This window comes from Stenotrophomonas pavanii, assembly GCF_900101175.1.
GTDB classification, from domain to species: domain Bacteria; phylum Pseudomonadota; class Gammaproteobacteria; order Xanthomonadales; family Xanthomonadaceae; genus Stenotrophomonas; species Stenotrophomonas pavanii.
Genome location: NZ_FNFQ01000004.1, coordinates 42,307 through 60,662 on the forward strand (window position 1 = coordinate 42,307; position 18,356 = coordinate 60,662).

Sequence of the window (18,356 nt, forward strand, 5' to 3'; positions counted from 1 at the left end):
ACCTTCGTCCCATGCCACGGGCCGTGGGCGGTGCCATCATCGGGGTCTGCCTTCCCGGGAACCTGTGCTCGTGAAAACCCGTCTTGCTGTAGCCCTGCTGCTCGCCCTGCCCGCCCCCACCGTGGCCTTGGCCGCCGCGCCGTCCGCCACTGCCGCACCGGCCAGCGTGGCCACCGAATCGCCCGCCGACGCCGCCTTCCGCGCGCTGTACGAGAAGGAGTGGAAGTGGCGCCAGCAGGGAGGTGGCGAGGCCAGCGAGGATGAAGACGCGCCCGCCAACGCCACCCGCATGCCCGACGTCGGCCCGGCCGCGCAGCAGGCGCGCCTGAAGGTGTGGGACGAGACCCTGGCCGCGCTGAAGAAGATCGACCCGAAGACCCTGTCGGCCGACAACCAGGTCAACTACGCGATCTACCACGACCAGGTGTTCAACCTGGCCGAGGAAGTACGCCTGCGCGCCTACGAGATGCCGTTCAACGCCGACTCCTCGTTCTGGTCCAACCTGTCCTTCATGGCGCGGCGCGAGATGAAGACCGTGCAGGACTACCAGAACTACATCGCGCGCCTGAACGATGTGCCGCGCTACTTCGGCCAGCAGACCGAGAACATGCGCGCTGGCCTGAAGCGTGGCTTCAGCGTGCCGCGCGCGGTGCTCGACGGCCGGGAAGTGTCCATCGCCACCGTCGCCGAGCTGAAGGACCCGACCGAATCGCCGCTGTACGCGCCGTTCAAGAAGCTGCCCAACAGCATCCCGGCCGCCGAACAGGCCAGGCTGCAGGCGCAGGCGCGTGCGGCGATCAGCGGCAAGGTAGTGCCGGCGTTCCAGCAGCTGCGCACCTTCTTCGTCAACGAATACGTGCCGCAGGCGCGTACCACCCTGGCCGCCGAAGCGATGCCCGATGGCAAGGCGTACTACCGGCAGCAGATCCACGAATACACCACGCTGGACCTGTCGCCGGACGAGATCCATCGGATCGGCCTGGAGGAAGTTGCCCGCATCCAGAGCGAGATGAACGACATCATCAAGCAGGTGAAGTTCAAGGGCAGCTTCGCCGAGTTCCTGACCTTCCTGCGCACCGATCCGCAGTTCTATGCCAAGACGCCGGAAGAGCTGCTGTCGCGCGCCGCGTGGATCTCCAAGCGGGCGGACGGCCAGCTCGGCAAGTACATGACGTTGCCGCGCGCACGCTTCACCATCGTGCCGGTGCCGCCGGACATCGCACCGTTCTGGACGGCCGGCCGCGGTGGCATGGGTACCTACTGGCTCAACACCTACAACCTGCCATCGCGCCCGCTGTACAACCTGCCGGCGCTGACCCTGCATGAATCCGATCCGGGCCATTCGCTGCAGGGCGCGATCGCCGCCGAGCAGAAGAACCTGCCCGAGTTCCGCCGCAACGCCTACATCTCCGCCTATGGCGAAGGCTGGGCGCTGTACTGCGAGAAGCTGGGCGTGGAGATGGGCATCTACGAAACCCCGTACGAGGATTTCGGCCGCCTGACCTATGAGATGTGGCGCGCGGCGCGCCTGGTGATCGACACCGGCGTGCACAGCAAGGGCTGGACCCGCGAGCAGGCGCTGGCCTACCTGCGTGACCACACCGCGCTGAGCGAGCATGAAGTGACCACCGAAGTGGACCGCTACATTTCCTGGCCGGGCCAGGCGCTGAGCTACAAGCTGGGCGAGATCGCCATCGTGCGCCTGCGTGCGCAGGCCGAGAAGGAGCTGGGCGACAAGTTCGACATCAAGGGCTTCCATGACACCCTGCTCAAGCAGGGCTCGGTGCCGCTGCCGGTGCTGGAACAGCAGATCCAGGCCTATATCGCCGAGCGCAAGAAGGCCTGACCGTTACCGGGTAGTGCCGGCCGCTGGCCGGCAATCCGACCCTGTCACGGGGTCGGATCCCTTCCCTTTGGAAAGGGCTCCGACCCCCTCTCACCTCAACCCACCGCCCGCGGCTTGGCTACCCGCGCCGCGAAGGTCGGCAGCACCAGCAGGGTCAGCACGGTGGCGGTGATCAGTCCGCCGATCACTACCGTGGCCAGCGGCTTCTGCACCTCCGCACCGGAACCGCTGGCAATCGCCATCGGGATGAAGCCGACGATGGCCACCAGCGCCGTGGTCAGTACCGCGCGGATGCGGCTGGAGGCACCGTTGATCGCCGCCTGCAGCGGCAGGTCGCCGGCGTCCAGGCGTTCGCGGATTGCCTGCATCAGCACCAGCCCGTTCAACGTGGCCACGCCGGAGACGGCGATGAAGCCAACCGCCGCCGATACCGAGAACGGCATGCCCCGCAGCAGCAGCGCGAGGATGCCGCCGACCAGCGCCAACGGCACGCAGCTGAACACCAGAATGGCTTCCTTGCCGCTACGCAGGGCCATGAACAGCAGGCTGCCGATCAGCAGGAACACGACCGGTACCACCGTCGCCAGCCGCTTCTCCGCGCGCTGCAGGTTCTCGAACTGGCCACCCCAGGTCAGGTACGCACCCGGTGGCAGCGCCACGTCGGCCACCGCGGCCTGCGCCTCGCCGACGAAGCCACCCAGGTCGCGACCGCGCACGTTGGCCTGCACCACCACGCGGCGGCTGCCGTTGTTGCGGCTGATCTGGTTCGGTCCTTCGCTCACAGTGATGCGCGCCACCGACGACAGCGGAATCACCAGCCCCGCAGGCGTGGCGATCGGCAACGAGGCCAGCTGGTCCGGATCGTTGCGCGAGGCATCGTCCAGGCGCACCACCACGTTGAAGCGGCGATCACCTTCGAAGATCTTGCCAGCCGCAGTACCGCCGATGCCGGTGGACAGCGCGTCACTCACATCCGCGGCGGTCAGCCCGTACTGCGCCGCCGCCACGTGGTCGATCGCCACATTGAGCGTGGGCAGGCCGGAGATCTGTTCCACCCGCACGTCGGCCGCGCCGTTCACCGCACGCAGCTTCAGCGCCACCTGGTCGGCCACCTTCTGCAGCTGGCTGAAGTCATCGCCGAAGATCATCACCGCCAGGTCGGTCCGCACGCCGGAAATCAGCTCGTTGAAGCGCAGTTCGATCGGCTGGCTGAACTCGAAGCTGTTGCCCAGCTGCTGCCCGGCCAGCTTCTCGAAGCGCGCCACCAGTGCGTCCTTGGCCAGCGTCGGATCGGGCCAGTCCTTGCGCGGCTTCAGTACGATCACGCTGTCGGAGATGTTGGTCGGCATCGGGTCGATGGCCGCCTCGGCGGTACCGGTGCGCGAGAACACGGTTTCCACTTCCGGCTCTTTGGCGATCGCCTTCTCCAGCGCCAGCTGCATCGCCAGCGACTGCTCCAGCGAAGTCGACGGCACGCGCAGGGCCTGCATCGCCACGTTGCCTTCATCCAGCGTCGGCATGAACTCGCGGCCCAGCAGCGAGAACGCGCCGACGCCCACCACCACCATCATCACCGCACCGGCCAGCACCGTGCGCGGGTGCGCCACGGCCTTGCGCACCACCGGTTCGATGCGCGCACGCAGCACGCGGATCAGCCTGGTTTCGTGCTCGCCGTCGTCCGCATGCGCATCGCCGTCCTTCACCTTGGGCTCGCGCACCAGCAGCGCGGCCGTCGCCGGCACGAAGGTGAAGGAGAACAGGAAGGCACCCACCAGGGCCAGCATGAAGGTCGCCGCCATCGGGTGGAACGTCTTGCTCTCCACGCCTTCCAGGGTGAGGATCGGTGCGAACACCAGCAGGATGATCAGCTGGCCGAACGCCGCCGGTCGCGCCATTTTCAGCGCTGCATCGGCGGCCACGCGCAGCCGTTCCATCGCGGTCAGCGCACGACCCAGTTCGGCGCGGCGCTGGCCCAGCATCAACAGGGTCGACTCGACCACGATCACCGCACCGTCCACCAGGATGCCGAAATCCAGCGCACCCAGGCTCATCAGGTTGCCACTGATGCCGAAGCGGTTCATGCCGATCACTGCGAACAGGAACGACAGCGGAATCACCAGCGCGGTGATCATCGCCGCACGCAGGTTGCCCAGCAGCAGGAACAGCACCACCACCACCAGCAGCGCGCCCTCGGTGAGGTTCTTGGCCACGGTCTTGATGGTGGAATTGACCAGCACGCTGCGGTCCAGCACCGGTGCCGCCACGATGTCGGCCGGCAGTGACTTGTTCACCTGCTCCAGGCGCGCGGCAGCTGCCTGCGCCACGGTGCGACTGTTGCCACCGGCGATCATCAGCGCGGTACCCAGCACGGCTTCATGGCCGTTGCGGCTGGCCGCGCCCAGCCGCGGCGCGCGGCTCAGTTCCACCGTGGCCACATCGGCCACGCGCACCACCACGCCATTGCGGGTGGCCACCGGTGCCTGCGCCAGGTCGTCGGTGGTCAGCGCCAGGCCATCGGCACGCACCACCAGGCCTTCGCCGGCACGCTGCACGAAGCCGGCGCCGGCCTGCACGTTGGAACGCTGCAGGGCGGTGACCAGGTCGGCCAGGCCGAGGCCATGCGCGGCCAGTCTGGCGCTGTCCGGATGCACGCCGTACTCCTTGACGTAGCCGCCAACCGTATCGACCCCGGCCAGCCCCGGGCTGGAACGCATCTGCGGCGCGATGATCCAGTCCTGCACGGTGCGCAGGTAGGTCGCACGTTCTTCCGGTGTACGCAGCAGGTTGCCTTCCGGCGTGCGGTAGACCTCGCCGGCCTGCCAGCCGGCTTCACCGGGCTTGGCCACCTTGGCCGGGTCGAACGCGGTGAAGTCCACCGTCCACATCAGCACCTCGCCAAGGCCGGTGGTGACCGGCGACAGCATCGGCGATGCACCGTCGGGCAGGTCTTCGGACGCCTCGCGCATGCGCTCGGCCACCTGCTGGCGGGCGAAGTAGATGTCGGTGGCATCGGTGAAGATCGCGGTGACCTGCGAGAAGCCATTGCGCGAAAGCGAACGCGTGGTGGTCAGGCCGGGAATGCCGGCCAGCGCGGTTTCCAGCGGATAGGTCACCTGCCGCTCGATCTGCTCCGGGGTCAACGCCGGTGCCACCGTGTTGATCTGCACCTGGCGGTTGGTGATGTCCGGCACCGCGTCGATCGGCAGCTTGCCCAGCTGGAACAGGCCCACGGCGGCGATCAGCGCGGCCATGAACACCACCAGCCAGCGGTGGCGCACCGCTGTTTCAATGATCAGCTTGAACATGGTCGCCTCCTCAGTGGCCGTGCTCGGCTTCGCCCTTGGCCAGTTCGGCCTTGAGCAGGAAGGCATTGGCACCGACGATGCGCTCGCTGCCGGTCAAGCCACCAAGGATCTCGATGCGGTCACCGGCGCGGCGCCCGGCCAGGACCGGCTGCGCCTTGAAGCCGCCTTCGACGGCGACGAACACCGCGCTGCTGCCATCAACGTTCTGCACCGCATCGGCCGGCACGCTGAGCGAGCCATCCTGGCCTTCGGTAACGACCACGGCCGATACCGGCGAACCGGCCGGCGGCAGCGACGCATCCACCGGCGTGGCGCGGATCACCGCGACGCCGCCCTGCTGGCGCACATCGGCGGCCGAACCGGTGACGGTGGCGGTGAAGCTGCCACCCGGCGCGCTCACTTCCAGTGTCATGCCCGGCGTGACCTGTGCCGCCAGCGCTGGCGGTGCGGTGAACACCAGCTCGTTCATCGTCGGGTCGGCGACATCGGCCACCGCGCTGCCGGCGGCGACCACGCCACCCGGGGTGACCTGCACGTTGCCGACGATGCCGGCCACCGGACTGGTGATGCGCACACGGCCGCTGCTGTCCGGCGAACCGTTGGCGGCGGCCTGGGCCTGCGCGGCGGCGGCCTGGGCCTGTGCCGCCAGCGAACGTGCGCGCGAGGCTTCCATTTCCTGGCGGGCGACCACGCCCTGCTCGACCAATGCCTTGTCGCGGCCATAGGCCAGGCGCGCAGCCTCGGCTTCGGCCGATGCGGCGAGCGCATTGGCGCGGAACACCGCGGCTTCGCCACTGACTACGATGGCCAGTGCCTGGTTCTGCTTCACCGCGGTGCCCGGCGCGACCAGCACGCGTTCGACGCGGCCGGTGACGGTCGAAGCCACCGAGGCACGTGCACCGACCGACGGTTCGACGCGGCCGGACAGGCGCGTGGAACCACCGCCACCACGACCGACCGCGACCACTTCGATACCGGACGCCTTGATCTGCTCGGGGGTCAACTGCACGACACCCTCATCCGCATCGGCGGGCGCCTTTGCGGATGAGGCCTTGGCTTCCTTGCTGTCGGACGCGTGGCCATGGCCGTCGTCGGTGCCGGCCTTGGCCGCAGCCGGGTCTTCATTTGCAGGCGTCTGCGCATTGCCAGCGCAGCCGGCCAGCAGCACGGCCAGCAGCGCGCCGCCGATCAGCGGGAAAGTACGGGAGAGAGTCATGGGGCCTCCACAAAGGGTGCGCGCCCTTCCAGGCGGGCAAGATCGATTTCCGCGGCGACGCGCGACAGGCGCGCATCCACGGCGGTGCCGCGGGCGGCGATGAGGGCGCTGCGCGTGCTGCGCAGTTCCAGCTGCGAGATGCGTCCGGCGTCGAAGCCAATGCGAGCCAGGCGATACGCCTCCTCGGCGGCGACCACGCTTTCATCGGCGGCGCGGGTACGGCTGCTGGCGGCCTTCAACCCGGCCACGGCGGAGAGGCGCTCGGCCTCGCTGTCGCGGCGCTGCTGGTCCAGGCGTGCTTCGGCTGCGCGCTGGTCGGCATTGGCGGCGCGGATGCCCCCGCGGTTGCGGTCGAACAGCGGGATGCTGAGGCTGACCCCGAGGTTGTAGGCACGCTCGCCGCCTTCGCGGAAGCGGGTCTGCGCGGCGGTGACGCTCAGGTCGGGCAGGGCGCGCTTGCGCTCCACGTCGACCAGCTTGCCCGCCGCATCGGCCTCGGCTTCCGCGATGCGCACCGCCAGTGCGGTATCGATGGCACCGCGTGGAAGCGGCGGCGCACGGTCGAGCAGGCTGTCGCCGATCGACTGCACCGGCGCATCCAGCAGCGCGGCACCGGCCAGGCGGGCCAGCGCGGCATCGCGGAAGGCCTGCGCCTCATCCAGCGCGGCGCTGGCGTTGGCGACTTCGCTCTGCGCCTGCACGGCGCGCAGCTGCGGCTCGCGGCCCTGCTTGACCATCGCGTTGACCGCGTTGGCGTCAGCGCGGGTGAGGCTCAGTGCTTCTTCGGCCAGGGTGTAGCGGCGCAGTGCACTTTCCGCCTGTGCATAGATCACCGCCAGCTGGCTGGCCACGTCGCTGCGGCTTTGGGCACCACGCAGGTTGGCGGCCTGTGCCTGGGCACGGGCGGCACGGACACGCGCGCCACGCTGGCCCCAGACCTCCAGCGGCTGGGACAGGGTGAGCACGGTATCGGCCTTGCCCATGCCGCCATAGGAGCCGGTGCCCCAGGCGTTCTCGGCCGACCAGGACAGGGAAGGGTTGGGCAGTGCGCGGGCCTGGTCGGCGCGCGCATCGGCGGCCTCGGCCAGCGCCGCACCGACGCGGGTGCCGGGCAGCTGGTCCAGGCGTTCAAGCAGGGTGTCATAGGAAGGGGCGGCTTGCGCCATCACCGCTGCCGCTGGGGCCAGGCCCAGCAACACGGCGACGACCCGCCCGGCCGCACGCAGCGACCGAGGTGTCAGGATCGACATAGGGGGATTCCGGTTGTGAGTGAAACGGGAGCCCGCAATCGCGGGACGCGCTCAACTCACGCCCGGGGGGGACGCGTCAATTCATCCTGGGCGACCGCATAGGTCGCCGCGTCGCCGGCATTCATCCAGCGCGCCGGCAGCGGCGCACCGAAGGCGGCGAGGGTGCTGGCCGGCAGGCTCAGGTTGGAGTGGTGGCAGTGGTTGTGGCTGCAGGCACCGGTGTGCTTGCCGTCACTGTCACCCTCGGCATCATTGGCGTTGCTTTCCACGTGCACCGCCGTGGTGTCGTGCGGTTCGACCGCGCAGGCCAGCACGTCGGCCACCGGCACGACCACGAATGCCGCCATCAGCAGCATCAGCAGGGTCGAGCGGAGGTGGCGGGCGATCCGGCGCATGGACGGGAGGCTAGCAAGCGGTTTTCGACGGATACAATATCAATGGCCGCTTCGGGAATTCGTCGGAATCTCCCGTTCAGCTGGGCCGGGCGCGGGGTCGGATCCCTTTCCTCCGGAAAGAGCTCTGACCCCACCACATCGTTCGGGTGCGCCGCGCGCCTGTGCTCCGGTAAGTGTCGACCTTGGTCGACACGCTTTTCGACCCCACCGCGTTGCCGGCCAGCGGCCGGCACTACCCGTGTCACGGCAGCTTCGCGATCACCTTGATCTCGAACTGGAACCCGTACAGCCAGGTCACGCCGATACCGGTCAGGGTCGGGTGCGGCGCCTCGCCCCAATACTCCGGCACGATCGCCCAGGCCTTCTCAAAGTTCTTCTCGGGATCGACCAGGAACACGGTCACGTCGATCACGTCATCGAACGTGCAGCCCGCAGCAGCCAACACCGCATTGAGATTCTCGAAGGCGCGGCGCACCTGCGCCTCGAAGTCCGGCTCGGGCGAACCGTCCTCGCGGCTGCCGACCTGGCCGGAGACGAACAGGAAACCGTTGGATCGGATCGCCGGCGAGTAGCGGTTGCGCTCGTACAGGGCCTGGCGGCCGGTGGGGAAAACGACATCACGCTGTGACATGGGGAAGATCCCTTGGGAGAGAACGCCATCCTCCGCGCCAGTGCTGTCTGGATAAACCGCGATGATCGGCCTAGATTGATTGTCAATTCCAAACAATCATGGCCCGCCATGGACCGTTTCGAGGCGATGCGGGCGTTTGCCCGGGTCGTGGAAACCGGCAGCTTCACCCGCGCCGCGCACACGCTGCAGATCAGCCGCACCACGGTCACCCAGCTGGTGCAGCAGCTGGAGGCACACCTGCGGCTGCGCCTGCTCAACCGCACCACGCGCCGGGTCAGCGTCACCGCCGACGGCGCGGCCTACTACCCGCGCATCGCCCGCCTGCTGGCCGAGCTGGAAGAGGTGGAGGGCGGGCTGGGTGACGCAGCCAGCCAGCCGCGCGGCCGCCTGCGCGTGGATGTGCCCGGACCCTACGCGCGACTGCGGCTGGTGCCGGCGCTGCCGGACTTCCAGGCGCGCTACCCGGACATCCAGCTGGACGTCGGCGTCAGCGACCGCGAGGTCGATGTCATCGCCGACAACGTCGACTGTGTGATCCGGGGTGGCACCCCGACCGACCCGGCACTGGTGGCGCGGCCGCTGGCTGCGCTGCCGATCGGTTTCCACGCCAGCCCCGGTTATGTGCAGCGTTTCGGCCTGCCGACCGATCCGCGCGCGCTGCAAGGGCCCGATCACCACATGGTCGGCTTCCTCAGCCCGCGCAGTGGCCGGGCGCGGGTGTTGAGCGCGCAGCGCGGCGATGAACGCGTCGAGGTGCAGGGCCGCTATACGGTCGGCTTCGATGACGGCAACGCCTATCTGGCCGCTGCGTTGGCCGGACTCGGCGTGGTGGCGCTGCCCAGCTACATGGCCGACCCGCACGTGGCGCGTGGCGAGTTGCTGCCGGTACTGGAGGACTGGCAACTGCCGTCGATGCCGATGCACGTGATGTTCCCGCCGAACCGGCACATGAGCCAGCGGTTGCGGGTGTTCATTGATTGGGTGGTGGAAGCGCTGGGGTGAGTGCATCGGTCGCGTGCGAAAATCGGCGTGCACGTACTGGAGAACGCACACCCTGATGAGCCGCATCGTCGCACTGGATACCGAAACCACCGGCATCTCCCACCGCCTGGGGCACCGGGTGATCGAAATCGGTGCCGTCGAACTGATCGATGGCCAGCTCAGCGGCCGCCAGTTCCACACGTACCTGCAGCCGCAGCGCAGGGTCGACTGGGGCGCACAGCGCGTGCATGGCATCAGCGATGCGATGCTGGTGAGCAAGCCACTGTTTTCCAGCAAGGCTGCTGAACTGCTCGACTTCCTGCGCGGCAGCGAGATGGTCGCGCACAACGTCACCTTCGATGTGGGCTTCCTGGACAACGAGCTGCGTCTGTCCGGTATCCCCGGCACGCTGGCCCAGCACTGCCGCATCACCTGCAGCCTGAAGCTGGCGCGCGGGCGCTGGCCGGGCGAAGGCAACAAGCTGGATGATGTGCTGCAGCGCCTGCGCATTCCCAGCCAGCGCGGCCTGCACGGCGCGCTCAAGGATGCCCATCTGCTGGCGCAGGTGATTCCGCACCTGCGCTGAGGCCTGGCCGCTGTTACACCGGCCGCAACCAGCGCTCGATCATTGCCACGCCACGTGCCACCCCGTCCTCATGGCTCATCGCCGCGCCCAGGGCTGCCGCGCGTGCGCGTGTTGCGTCGGTTTCAGCGAAGGTGATGGCTGCCGCCAGCGTTGCTGCATCCAGTCGCTTCGGTGACAACGGTGCCGGTGCCACGCCCAACCGATGCAGGCGATCGGCCCAGAAGAACTGATCCGCGGCGAACGGCATCACCAGCGAGGGAATGCCGGCGCGGCAGGCCGAATGCGTGGTGCCGCTGCCACCATGGTGGATGGCGAGTGCGCAATGCGGGAACAGTGCTTCGTGTGGCGTCGGGCCGAGCACGAACACATCTGCTGGCAGCGCGCCCGTCGGCAGCCCGGCCCACCCTGGAAACAGCAGCACCCGGCGCGGTGCCAGCGCCTGCAGCAGGGCCGGCAGCACGCGCTCGCGATCAAACCCGGTCATGCTGCCAAAGCCCAGGTACACCGGCGGCGGCCCGGCATCGAGGAAGGCCTGCAGATCGACCGGGGGCGTCCAGGGCGCATCAGGTAGCCGCCATTGGCCACAGACGATGTGGTCGGCCGGCCAGTCCGCCGGTGGCGGCAGCAGCTGCGGCGAGATGCCATAGAGCATCGGCAGGCCGGACCACAACGCGCGGCGCGGCGATTGCCCCAGTTGCTGGCGTGCCGCGTTGATCGGCCGGCGGAACTGGCGCCAGATCAGGCCGTTGACCAGCCTATAGCTGGCGCGGTTCAACCAGCCCGGCGAACGTCCGGGCGGCAGAAACGGAGAGCGGAAGGCCCGTGTCGGGGTCAGCGGGATCATGCCGGTGCCGATGACCGGCATTCCGCGGCGTTCGCCCACGCTCATGCCGACGAAGGCCGCCAGGCCGCCGGTCAGAATCGCATCGCAGCCTTCTGCGGCCGCATCGGCCTGGCGCATCCAGCCGCTGACATGCTGCAGCGCCATCCGTGCCAGACCGGAACTGGCGGCGGCAACACCGTTGCCACGCGACACCAGGGCGACCACTTCGTCATGGATGTCGCCCTCAAGGGCCGCGTGAGGCACATCCAGGGCCTGCGCGCTGCCCAGGGTGCCGCCATCGGCCAGCAGTGCCACCGCGTGGCCTGCGCCGATCAGCCCATGGCAGAGCATGGCCAGCGGACGCGTATCGCCTTCGGTTCCGTAGGTCAGGGCCAGCAGCCGCATGGAAAGCTCCGCAGTGATCCGGGCCAGTATGCCGGCTGGCGGGCGCCCGGCCCTGCCGGTTCAGTCCCCGCCTGTGGGTAACTTGCGCAAGTGCTTGAACCCGTGCATAATGCGCGGCTCGCTGTGTCCGGTTTTCTTTCGGGCGGCGCCCCCGGGAGCACGTCCCCGGCCGCCCAACGCCAGCGTAACCCTTTGATTCTCTTGACGTGTGGTGGGCAACCACCGAGGCCGCCGTCGCCCGGGCTACGGGCTGACAACTACTACTATCGAGGTGCGCAATGTCCCGCGTATGCCAGGTTTCCGGCAAGCGAGTGCAGACGGGTAACAACGTCTCGCACGCCAACAACAAGACCCGTCGTCGTTTCCTGCCGAATCTGCACGAGCGCCGTTTCTGGGTGGCCAGCGAGAACCGCTGGGTCAAGCTTCGTGTTTCCGCGCATGCACTGCGCACCATCGACAAGAACGGCATCGATTCCGTTCTGGCTGAGCTGCGTGCGCGCGGCGAAAAGGTCTGAGGAGTAAAGCATCATGGCAGGCAAGCGCGATAAGGTCCGTATGATTTCCTCGGCCGGTACCGGCCACTTCTACACGACCGACAAGAACAAGAAGAACACCCCGGGGAAGATGGAATTCCTGAAGTACGATCCGGTCGTGCGCAAGCACGTCCTGTACAAGGAAGGCAAGATCAAGTAATCCGCACGGATTGCTGGTCCCCGCGAAAAACCCGCCCTTGTGGCGGGTTTTTTCATGCCCGGCATCCAGGTGGTGGGTGCCGACCGTTGGTCGGCACTGGGGCAGACCCTGCGCACGCTGTCGCCAATGGCGCCATGCCTGGAGCGAAGGGCTATATGCGATAAGTGATTGTTCCTACCGGTTCCGGCGCCTCGCACGGTTCAAATCGATTGGAACGACGGGCGTGGCCGTGCCCATGATGGCGAGCCGCTGCGGTTGCAGCGGTCGGGCTTGCAATCCCGTGAAGTCAATCAATCAGTAGACTCGCCCGCCGTCGCCGGAGATCCCTCCGGCGACGGTTGGTGACCTATCCGCCTCTATGGCGGACGGTGCGAGGGGGCCTTGCGCCCGCCGGTTCGTTTGCTGATTGATTGCTTCCCGGTATTGCAACCACGCATCGTCCGCCACCTTCACCGGTGGCCAGATCCGTTGAAGGAGGTTGCATGAACACCCCATCACACCGGCAGGACCTGGAACTGGGCTGGCTGCGCCTGCAGCGCATGCTGGAAGGCATCGAGGGCATGGCGCTGCTGCTGTGCGACCACCACCTGGCACTGGCCAACGGCGCGCCGTCGCCGCTGCCGGAGGCGCAGCTGGAGCGGGCCGCACAGGCCATTGCCTGCATGGCGCTCAACGGCCGCCGCCATGCCGACGCGGTGCGGCAGCTGTGCGAGGTGCCGGTGCGGCATTGAGCCGTCCTGTAGAGCCGAGCCCAGGCTCGGCTGCTCTGCCGTCGGACCGAAAGGCCGTCGAGCGCGGCTCGACTCGACAAGGGCCGGTGGGCAGAATGGCCCATCACCTCCCGACGGGCGACACGATGCTGTTCGAGTGGTTGCTGGGTTCCTACCTGCTGCTGATCGACTGGCTGATCCGGCTGGTCGCGCTGTGCTGGATTCCCACCCGCACCACGCCGGGGGCCGCGCGCAGCTGGCTGCTGCTGGTCGGCTTCGTGCCGCTGCTGGGCCTGCCGCTGTACCTGCTGTTCGGCCACCCGTGGCTGTCGCGCGAGCGCATCCGCCGCCAGGCCGAGGCCTCGCAAGTCATCCGCGAAGAACAGGCGCTGCAGCATCGCCTGCGCTGGACACCGCAGCCGGACACCGCCAGCGCCGAGATCGTGCCCCTGGTGCAGCGCCAGGGCGACTTCATGCCGGTGCACGGCAACGCGGTCGACCTGCTGACCGACTACGACGAATCGCTGCACACGCTGATCGCCGATATCGACCAGGCCGAAGACCGCGTGCACCTCCTGTACTACCTGATGTTCGACGACGCGGTGGGCGAGGCGATCGTCGAGGCCCTGCAGCGTGCGGCTGCACGTGGCGTGCAATGCCGTGTGCTGCTCGATGCGGTAGGCGCCAAGCGCGGACTGCGCGCCTATCGCAAGCGCCTGGAAGCGCGCGACATCGAGGTGCGCGCGATGCTGCCCGGTGGCCTGCGCTGGCGCCGCAGCGGGCGCATGGACCTGCGCAACCACCGCAAGATCGCGGTGATCGACAACGAAGTGGCCTATGTCGGTTCGCAGAACCTGGCCGGTCCGCAGTTCGTGCCCGGCCACCCGAACCGCGAGCTGGTGGCGCGCGTGCGCGGCCCGGCGGTGGCGCATCTGGAAGCGGTCTTCGCCAGCGACTGGTACATGGAAACCGGCCAGCGCCTGGACGTGATCGCCGATGTGCCCGAGTGCAGCGACGACATCGCTACCCAGCTGCTGCCCAGCGGCCCGGCTTATCCGTACAGCAACGCACGCGATGCGGTGGCGGCGCTGATCCACCTGGCGCGGCGCCGGCTGGTGATGGTCACCCCGTACTTCGTGCCCGACGAAGCCACGCTGAGCGCCTTGCGCATTGCGGCCTTGTCCGGTGTGCAGGTGCAGCTGATCCTCTCGGCCAGCAACAACCAGCGGCTGACGTCATGGGCGCAGGAGGCCTACTACGACGAACTGCTGCGCTGTGGCGTGCGCATCGCGCTGTACGAGCCGCAGTTCCTGCATGCCAAGCACATGAGCGTGGACGAGGACATCGCCGTGCTCGGCTCGATCAACATGGACATCCGCTCGTTCGCGCTGAATGCGGAAATCGGCCTGGTCTGCTACGACCGCGCGCTGGTGCAGCAGCTGTGCGCGATCGAGGATGGCTACCTGCGCGAGTCGCGGCAGCTGGACCTGCAGCAGTGGCGCAGCCGCCCCACGTGGCGGCGCAGCCGCGAAGGCATCGCACGACTGGCCGATGCGTTGATGTGAGCGGAGCGCGCAACCGGCGGGGTGGATGCGAGCGGCAGGGGGGATGCAACCGATGGGGTGGATGCAACCGGCGGGGTAGAGTCGACTGTTAGTCGACTATCGCGCGCAGCGCGGGATTTTTATCGCAAGAGCAGTCGACTAACAGTCGACTCTACCCTGTCGTTTCCGACGTTTCCGTCATTCCCGTCATTACAGCGGTCGTTCCCGCCCGCTTCGGCAACCCGGCCCGTCATCGCCGATGGCCTACAATCGGCGCATGACTGATTCACCGCGTAATGGCGAACTGGACCTGGCAATCATCGGTGGTGGTGCGGCCGGGGTGCTGGTGGCGATCCAGGTGTTGCGCCAGGCCCAGGCGCCGCTGGCGATTGCCATCTTCGAACCCGCCTCGCAGCTGGCGCAGGGCATCGCCTATGCCACGCCGTGGCCGGAGCACCTGCTGAACGTGCCGGCGGCGAAGATGAGTGCGTTTGCCGACCAGCCTGGCGATTTCCTCGACTACCTGATGGCCGCCAACGCCTACCCGGGCGAGGCGCGAGAGGTGCTGGGCGAGCGCTACGTGTGCCGCCACTACTTTGCGGCGTACCTGCAGCAGCGCCTGCAGGAGGCCGCCGCGGCCAGCCCGGCGCAGCTGCAGGTGATCGCGCAGCCGGTGCTGGACCTGCAGCCGGATGACCACGGCTACCAGCTGGCACTCGGCGATGGACAGACGCTGCATGCCGCGCAGGTGGCACTGGCCACCGGCAACAGCATGCGGCCGCTGCCGGTAGCCGGTGCCGAGGCACTGCCCGCCGACGATGTGATCGAGGCCTGGGACTACGACGGCGTGCGCACCCTGGCCGGTGAGCAGGCCGTGGCCATCGTCGGCTCCGGCCTGAGCATGGCCGACACCGTGCTGGCGCTGGTTGCAGCCGGCCACACCGGCCCGCTGCATGTGATCTCGCGCCATGGGCTGCTGCCGTTGCCGCATGCGCATGGCGGCCTGCCCACGTTCGATCCGGCGACGCTGCTGCCGATGAACCTGCGCCAGCGCCTGCACGCATTGCGCGGGTTCGCGCGGCAGGCGCAGGCCGACGGCCTGCCGTGGCAGGGCGTGATGGACCGCATCCGTCCACACGGGCAGGCGCTGTGGTGCAGCCTCGACGCGGCTGACCAGCGCCGTTTCCTGCGCCATGTGGTGCGCTACTGGGACGTGCATCGCCACCGCATCGCCGAAGAGGTCGACGCACAGCTGCAGGCGCTGATCGAAAGCGGCCAACTGCGTATTCACCGGTCCCGCCTGCAACGCGTCGGCCGCGAAGGCGATGCCCTGCGGCTGTCGGGTCGCGATGCCTCCGGCAAGGATCAGCAGTGGACGATCAGCGGGGTGATCAACGCCACCGGTGTGGAAACCCGCGCCAGCGCGCTGCGCAATCCGCTGCTGCAGCAGCTGCAGGCCGATGGCCTGGCCCGCCCCGGCCCGCATGGGCTGGGCCTGGACAGCACGGTGCCGGGCGACCGTCTGTGTGCCGCTGGGGGCCAGCCGCAGGCACGGCTGGGCGTGCTCGGCAGCCTGCGCATCGGCAGCCTGTGGGAAAGCCTGGCGGTGCCTGAACTGCGTCAGCAGGCGCAGGCACTGGCCACCCAGGTGGTCGCAGGAGCCGCGACGGCGATGCCGTAAAATGGGGGTATGGATGTCTCCCACCTGCTTGATGGCCTGAACCCGGCCCAGCGCGAAGCCGTCTCCGCTCCCCCCGGCCACCACCTGGTGCTGGCCGGTGCCGGTTCCGGCAAGACCCGCGTACTTACCCACCGCATCGCCTGGCTGCATGAAGTCGACGGCGTGCCGACCCACGGCATTTTCGCGGTGACTTTCACCAACAAGGCGGCCGGCGAAATGCGCCACCGCATCGACGCACAGCTGCCCAACGGCAGCCGTGGCATGTGGATCGGCACCTTCCACGGCCTGGCCAACCGCCTGCTGCGCCTGCACTGGCAGGACGCCAAGCTGCCCGAAGGCTTCCAGGTGATGGATTCGGACGACCAGCTGCGGCTGGTCAAGCGCGTGGTGCAGGCGCTGGAGCTGGACGACGGCAAGTACCCGCCCAAGCAGATCGCGTGGTGGATCAACGCGCAGAAGGATGAAGGCCGCCGCCCGCAGCACATCCAGCCCGAACCGCACGATGCGTGGCTGGAAACCATGCGCCAGGCCTACATCGAGTACCAGGCGCGCTGCGACCGCGCCGGGCTGGTCGACTTCGCCGAGCTGCTGCTGCGCGCGCACGAACTGCTGCGCGACAACCCGGCGCTGCTGGCGCACTACCGCGCCCGCTTCCGCGAGATCCTGGTGGACGAGTTCCAGGACACCAATGCCATCCAGTACGCCTTCGTGCGCGTGCTGGCCGGCGATTCCGGCCACGTGTTCGTGGTCGGCGACGATGACCAGGCCATCTACGGCTGGCGCGGCGCCAAGGTCGAGAACGTGCAGGGCTTCCTGCGCGATTTCCCGGGCGCGCAGACCATCCGCCTGGAGCAGAACTACCGCTCCACCGCCAACATCCTCGGCGCAGCCAATGCGGTGATCGCGCACAACCCGGATCGCATCGGCAAGCAGCTGTGGACCGACAGCGGTGACGGCGAGCCGATCGACCTGTACGCCGCGTACAACGAGATGGACGAGGCGCGCTACATCGTCGAGCGCGCCCGCCAGTGGGTGCGCGACGGTGGCAGTTACACCGAAGTGGCCGTGCTCTATCGGAGCAACGCGCAGTCGCGCGCGCTGGAAGAAGCGCTGCTGAGCGAGCAGGTGCCGTACCGCGTGTATGGCGGCATGCGCTTCTTCGAGCGTGCCGAAATCAAGGACGCGCTGGCCTACCTGCGCCTGCTGTCCAACCGCAACGATGACGCCGCCTTCGAGCGCGCGGTCAACACGCCCACCCGGGGCATCGGCGACCGTACGCTGGACGAAGTGCGCCGCGAGGCACGCGCGCAGGGCATCTCGCTATGGGAAGCGACCATGCTGGTCACCCAGGGCAACGCGCTGGCCGCACGCGCGCGCAATGCGCTGGCCGGCTTCCTGGGGCTGGTCAACGAGCTGCAGGCGCAGACCGTGCACATGACCCTGGCCGAGCGCGTGGACCACGTACTGGCCCGCTCGCAGCTGCGCGAGCACTGGAGCAAGGAAAGCCGCAATTCGCTGGATTCGGAATCGCGCACCGACAACCTCGACGAACTGGTCTCGGTCGCCTCGCGATTCGTGCGCCGCGCCGACGACATCGAGGAAGTGGGCGAGGACATGGACGAGCTGGTCGCGTTCCTGGCCTATGCCGCGCTGGAGGCCGGTGAAGGCCAGGCGCAGGCCGGCGAGGACGGTGTGCAGTTGATGACCCTGCATTCGGCCAAGGGCCTGGAATTCCCGCTGGTGTTCCTGGCGGGCATGGAAGACGGCCTGTTCCCCAGCGCACGTTCGCTGGAAGAAAGCGGGCGGCTGGAGGAAGAGCGCCGCCTGGCCTACGTCGGCATCACCCGCGCGCGCCAGAAGCTGGTGCTGAGCTACGCCGAGTCGCGCCGCATCCACGGCCAGGACAACTACAGCCTGCCGTCGCGCTTCCTGCGCGAGATTCCGCGCGAGCTGCTGCACGAAGTGCGCCCGAAGGTGCAGGTCTCGCGGCCGGCCTCGATGGGCGCCAGCCGGGTGATGGGCCATGCCTCGATCGAGGCGCCGCCAGTCAAGCTCGGCGCGCTGGTCACCCATCCCAAGTTCGGCGAAGGCATGGTGACCGACTACGAAGGCAGCGGCGCGCACGCCCGCGTGCAGGTCGAGTTTGCTGATGCCGGCAGCAAGTGGCTGGTGATGGCCTACGCCAACCTGACGGTGATCTGATCACCGTTCAGGGGTCAGATCCCTCCCGAAGGGAGGGCTCTGACCCCATCGCCGAATGCACGTGGTTGGGGCCGGAGCCTTTTCCGTT

At 68.3% G+C, this 18,356-nt stretch carries 15 protein-coding genes; 9 read left to right on the forward strand and 6 right to left on the reverse strand.

Annotation, left to right across the window (positions count from 1 at the left end; genetic code table 11):
* Positions 1-70: 70 nt before the first annotated feature.
* A complete protein-coding gene (locus BLS66_RS08770) occupies positions 71-1,846 on the forward strand; it encodes a DUF885 domain-containing protein (RefSeq protein WP_074725659.1) in 1,776 nt (591 codons plus the stop codon).
* 95 nt (positions 1,847-1,941) lie between these two features.
* Here BLS66_RS08770 and BLS66_RS08775 read toward each other — a convergent pair whose 3' ends face one another.
* The 5 genes from BLS66_RS08775 to BLS66_RS08795 all read right to left on the reverse strand — a co-directional run bounded on the left by BLS66_RS08775 (position 1,942) and on the right by BLS66_RS08795 (position 8,643).
* Positions 1,942-5,151 (reverse strand): efflux RND transporter permease subunit, encoded by a 3,210-nt coding sequence (locus BLS66_RS08775; RefSeq protein WP_074725660.1) that lies wholly within the window; start codon positions 5,149-5,151, stop codon positions 1,942-1,944.
* Between the two features lie 10 nt (positions 5,152-5,161).
* Complete coding sequence (locus BLS66_RS08780) at positions 5,162-6,367, reverse strand: efflux RND transporter periplasmic adaptor subunit (RefSeq protein ID WP_074725661.1); 1,206 nt, start codon at positions 6,365-6,367, stop codon at positions 5,162-5,164.
* Positions 6,364-7,617, reverse strand: a complete 1,254-nt coding sequence (locus tag BLS66_RS08785) for a TolC family protein (protein ID WP_074725662.1) — start codon at positions 7,615-7,617, stop codon at positions 6,364-6,366. Before BLS66_RS08785 ends, BLS66_RS08780 begins: the two co-directional genes overlap by 4 nt.
* Before the next feature lie 56 nt (positions 7,618-7,673).
* On the reverse strand, positions 7,674-8,012 hold the full coding sequence (locus tag BLS66_RS08790) for a hypothetical protein (RefSeq protein WP_049471140.1): 339 nt from the start codon (positions 8,010-8,012) through the stop codon (positions 7,674-7,676).
* Positions 8,013-8,253: 241 nt separating this feature from the next.
* Positions 8,254-8,643: a RidA family protein gene (locus BLS66_RS08795; protein WP_065177819.1), complete on the reverse strand. Its 390-nt coding sequence runs from the start codon at positions 8,641-8,643 to the stop codon at positions 8,254-8,256.
* Positions 8,644-8,751: 108 nt separating this feature from the next.
* Between BLS66_RS08795 and BLS66_RS08800 the strand changes: the two genes are divergently transcribed.
* Positions 8,752-9,645 carry a LysR family transcriptional regulator gene (locus BLS66_RS08800; RefSeq protein WP_074725663.1) on the forward strand — a complete coding sequence of 298 codons (894 nt, stop codon included), beginning with the start codon at positions 8,752-8,754 and terminating at the stop codon, positions 9,643-9,645.
* Positions 9,646-9,700: 55 nt separating this feature from the next.
* Entirely contained in the window at positions 9,701-10,210 is a 510-nt protein-coding gene (locus BLS66_RS08805) for a DNA polymerase III subunit epsilon (RefSeq protein WP_074725664.1), read from the forward strand.
* A 13-nt stretch (positions 10,211-10,223) separates the two neighbouring features.
* On the opposite strand, the gene BLS66_RS08810 is transcribed toward BLS66_RS08805, so the two are convergent.
* A complete protein-coding gene (locus BLS66_RS08810) occupies positions 10,224-11,438 on the reverse strand; it encodes a nucleotide disphospho-sugar-binding domain-containing protein (RefSeq protein ID WP_074725665.1) in 1,215 nt (404 codons plus the stop codon).
* Between the two features lie 278 nt (positions 11,439-11,716).
* Here BLS66_RS08810 and rpmB point away from each other — a divergent pair, with 278 nt between their 5' ends.
* The 6 genes from rpmB (at position 11,717) to uvrD (ending at position 18,268) form a co-directional block, all read left to right on the forward strand.
* Positions 11,717-11,953 carry a 50S ribosomal protein L28 gene (rpmB, locus tag BLS66_RS08815; RefSeq protein ID WP_005411638.1) on the forward strand — a complete coding sequence of 79 codons (237 nt, stop codon included), beginning with the start codon at positions 11,717-11,719 and terminating at the stop codon, positions 11,951-11,953.
* Between the two features lie 10 nt (positions 11,954-11,963).
* Positions 11,964-12,131, forward strand: coding sequence for a 50S ribosomal protein L33 (gene rpmG, locus BLS66_RS08820; RefSeq protein ID WP_169411268.1), 168 nt, complete (start codon positions 11,964-11,966; stop codon positions 12,129-12,131).
* A gap of 482 nt (positions 12,132-12,613) precedes the next feature.
* Complete coding sequence (locus BLS66_RS08825) at positions 12,614-12,862, forward strand: hypothetical protein (protein ID WP_053461674.1); 249 nt, start codon at positions 12,614-12,616, stop codon at positions 12,860-12,862.
* A gap of 125 nt (positions 12,863-12,987) precedes the next feature.
* On the forward strand, positions 12,988-14,406 hold the full coding sequence (gene cls, locus BLS66_RS08830) for a cardiolipin synthase (protein WP_049471149.1): 1,419 nt from the start codon (positions 12,988-12,990) through the stop codon (positions 14,404-14,406).
* 238 nt (positions 14,407-14,644) lie between these two features.
* Positions 14,645-16,066 carry an FAD/NAD(P)-binding protein gene (locus BLS66_RS08835; RefSeq protein WP_074725666.1) on the forward strand — a complete coding sequence of 474 codons (1,422 nt, stop codon included), beginning with the start codon at positions 14,645-14,647 and terminating at the stop codon, positions 16,064-16,066.
* Positions 16,067-16,075: 9 nt separating this feature from the next.
* On the forward strand, positions 16,076-18,268 hold the full coding sequence (gene uvrD / locus BLS66_RS08840; RefSeq protein WP_074725667.1) for a DNA helicase II: 2,193 nt from the start codon (positions 16,076-16,078) through the stop codon (positions 18,266-18,268).
* Positions 18,269-18,356: the final 88 nt, after the last annotated feature.

Coding starts and splice junctions, on each gene's coding strand:
- BLS66_RS08780 (WP_074725661.1), bottom strand. CDS start 6,367: ATGACTCTCTCCCGTACTTTCCCGCTGATCGGCGGCGCGCTGCTGGCC.
- BLS66_RS08825 (WP_053461674.1), top strand. CDS start 12,614: ATGAACACCCCATCACACCGGCAGGACCTGGAACTGGGCTGGCTGCGC.
- BLS66_RS08835 (WP_074725666.1), top strand. CDS start 14,645: ATGGCCTACAATCGGCGCATGACTGATTCACCGCGTAATGGCGAACTG.
- BLS66_RS08805 (WP_074725664.1), top strand. CDS start 9,701: ATGAGCCGCATCGTCGCACTGGATACCGAAACCACCGGCATCTCCCAC.
- uvrD (WP_074725667.1), top strand. CDS start 16,076: ATGGATGTCTCCCACCTGCTTGATGGCCTGAACCCGGCCCAGCGCGAA.
- BLS66_RS08785 (WP_074725662.1), bottom strand. CDS start 7,617: ATGTCGATCCTGACACCTCGGTCGCTGCGTGCGGCCGGGCGGGTCGTC.
- rpmB (WP_005411638.1), top strand. CDS start 11,717: ATGTCCCGCGTATGCCAGGTTTCCGGCAAGCGAGTGCAGACGGGTAAC.
- BLS66_RS08790 (WP_049471140.1), bottom strand. CDS start 8,012: ATGCGCCGGATCGCCCGCCACCTCCGCTCGACCCTGCTGATGCTGCTG.
- BLS66_RS08810 (WP_074725665.1), bottom strand. CDS start 11,438: ATGCGGCTGCTGGCCCTGACCTACGGAACCGAAGGCGATACGCGTCCG.
- BLS66_RS08775 (WP_074725660.1), bottom strand. CDS start 5,151: ATGTTCAAGCTGATCATTGAAACAGCGGTGCGCCACCGCTGGCTGGTG.
- BLS66_RS08795 (WP_065177819.1), bottom strand. CDS start 8,643: ATGTCACAGCGTGATGTCGTTTTCCCCACCGGCCGCCAGGCCCTGTAC.
- cls (WP_049471149.1), top strand. CDS start 12,988: ATGCTGTTCGAGTGGTTGCTGGGTTCCTACCTGCTGCTGATCGACTGG.
- BLS66_RS08800 (WP_074725663.1), top strand. CDS start 8,752: ATGGACCGTTTCGAGGCGATGCGGGCGTTTGCCCGGGTCGTGGAAACC.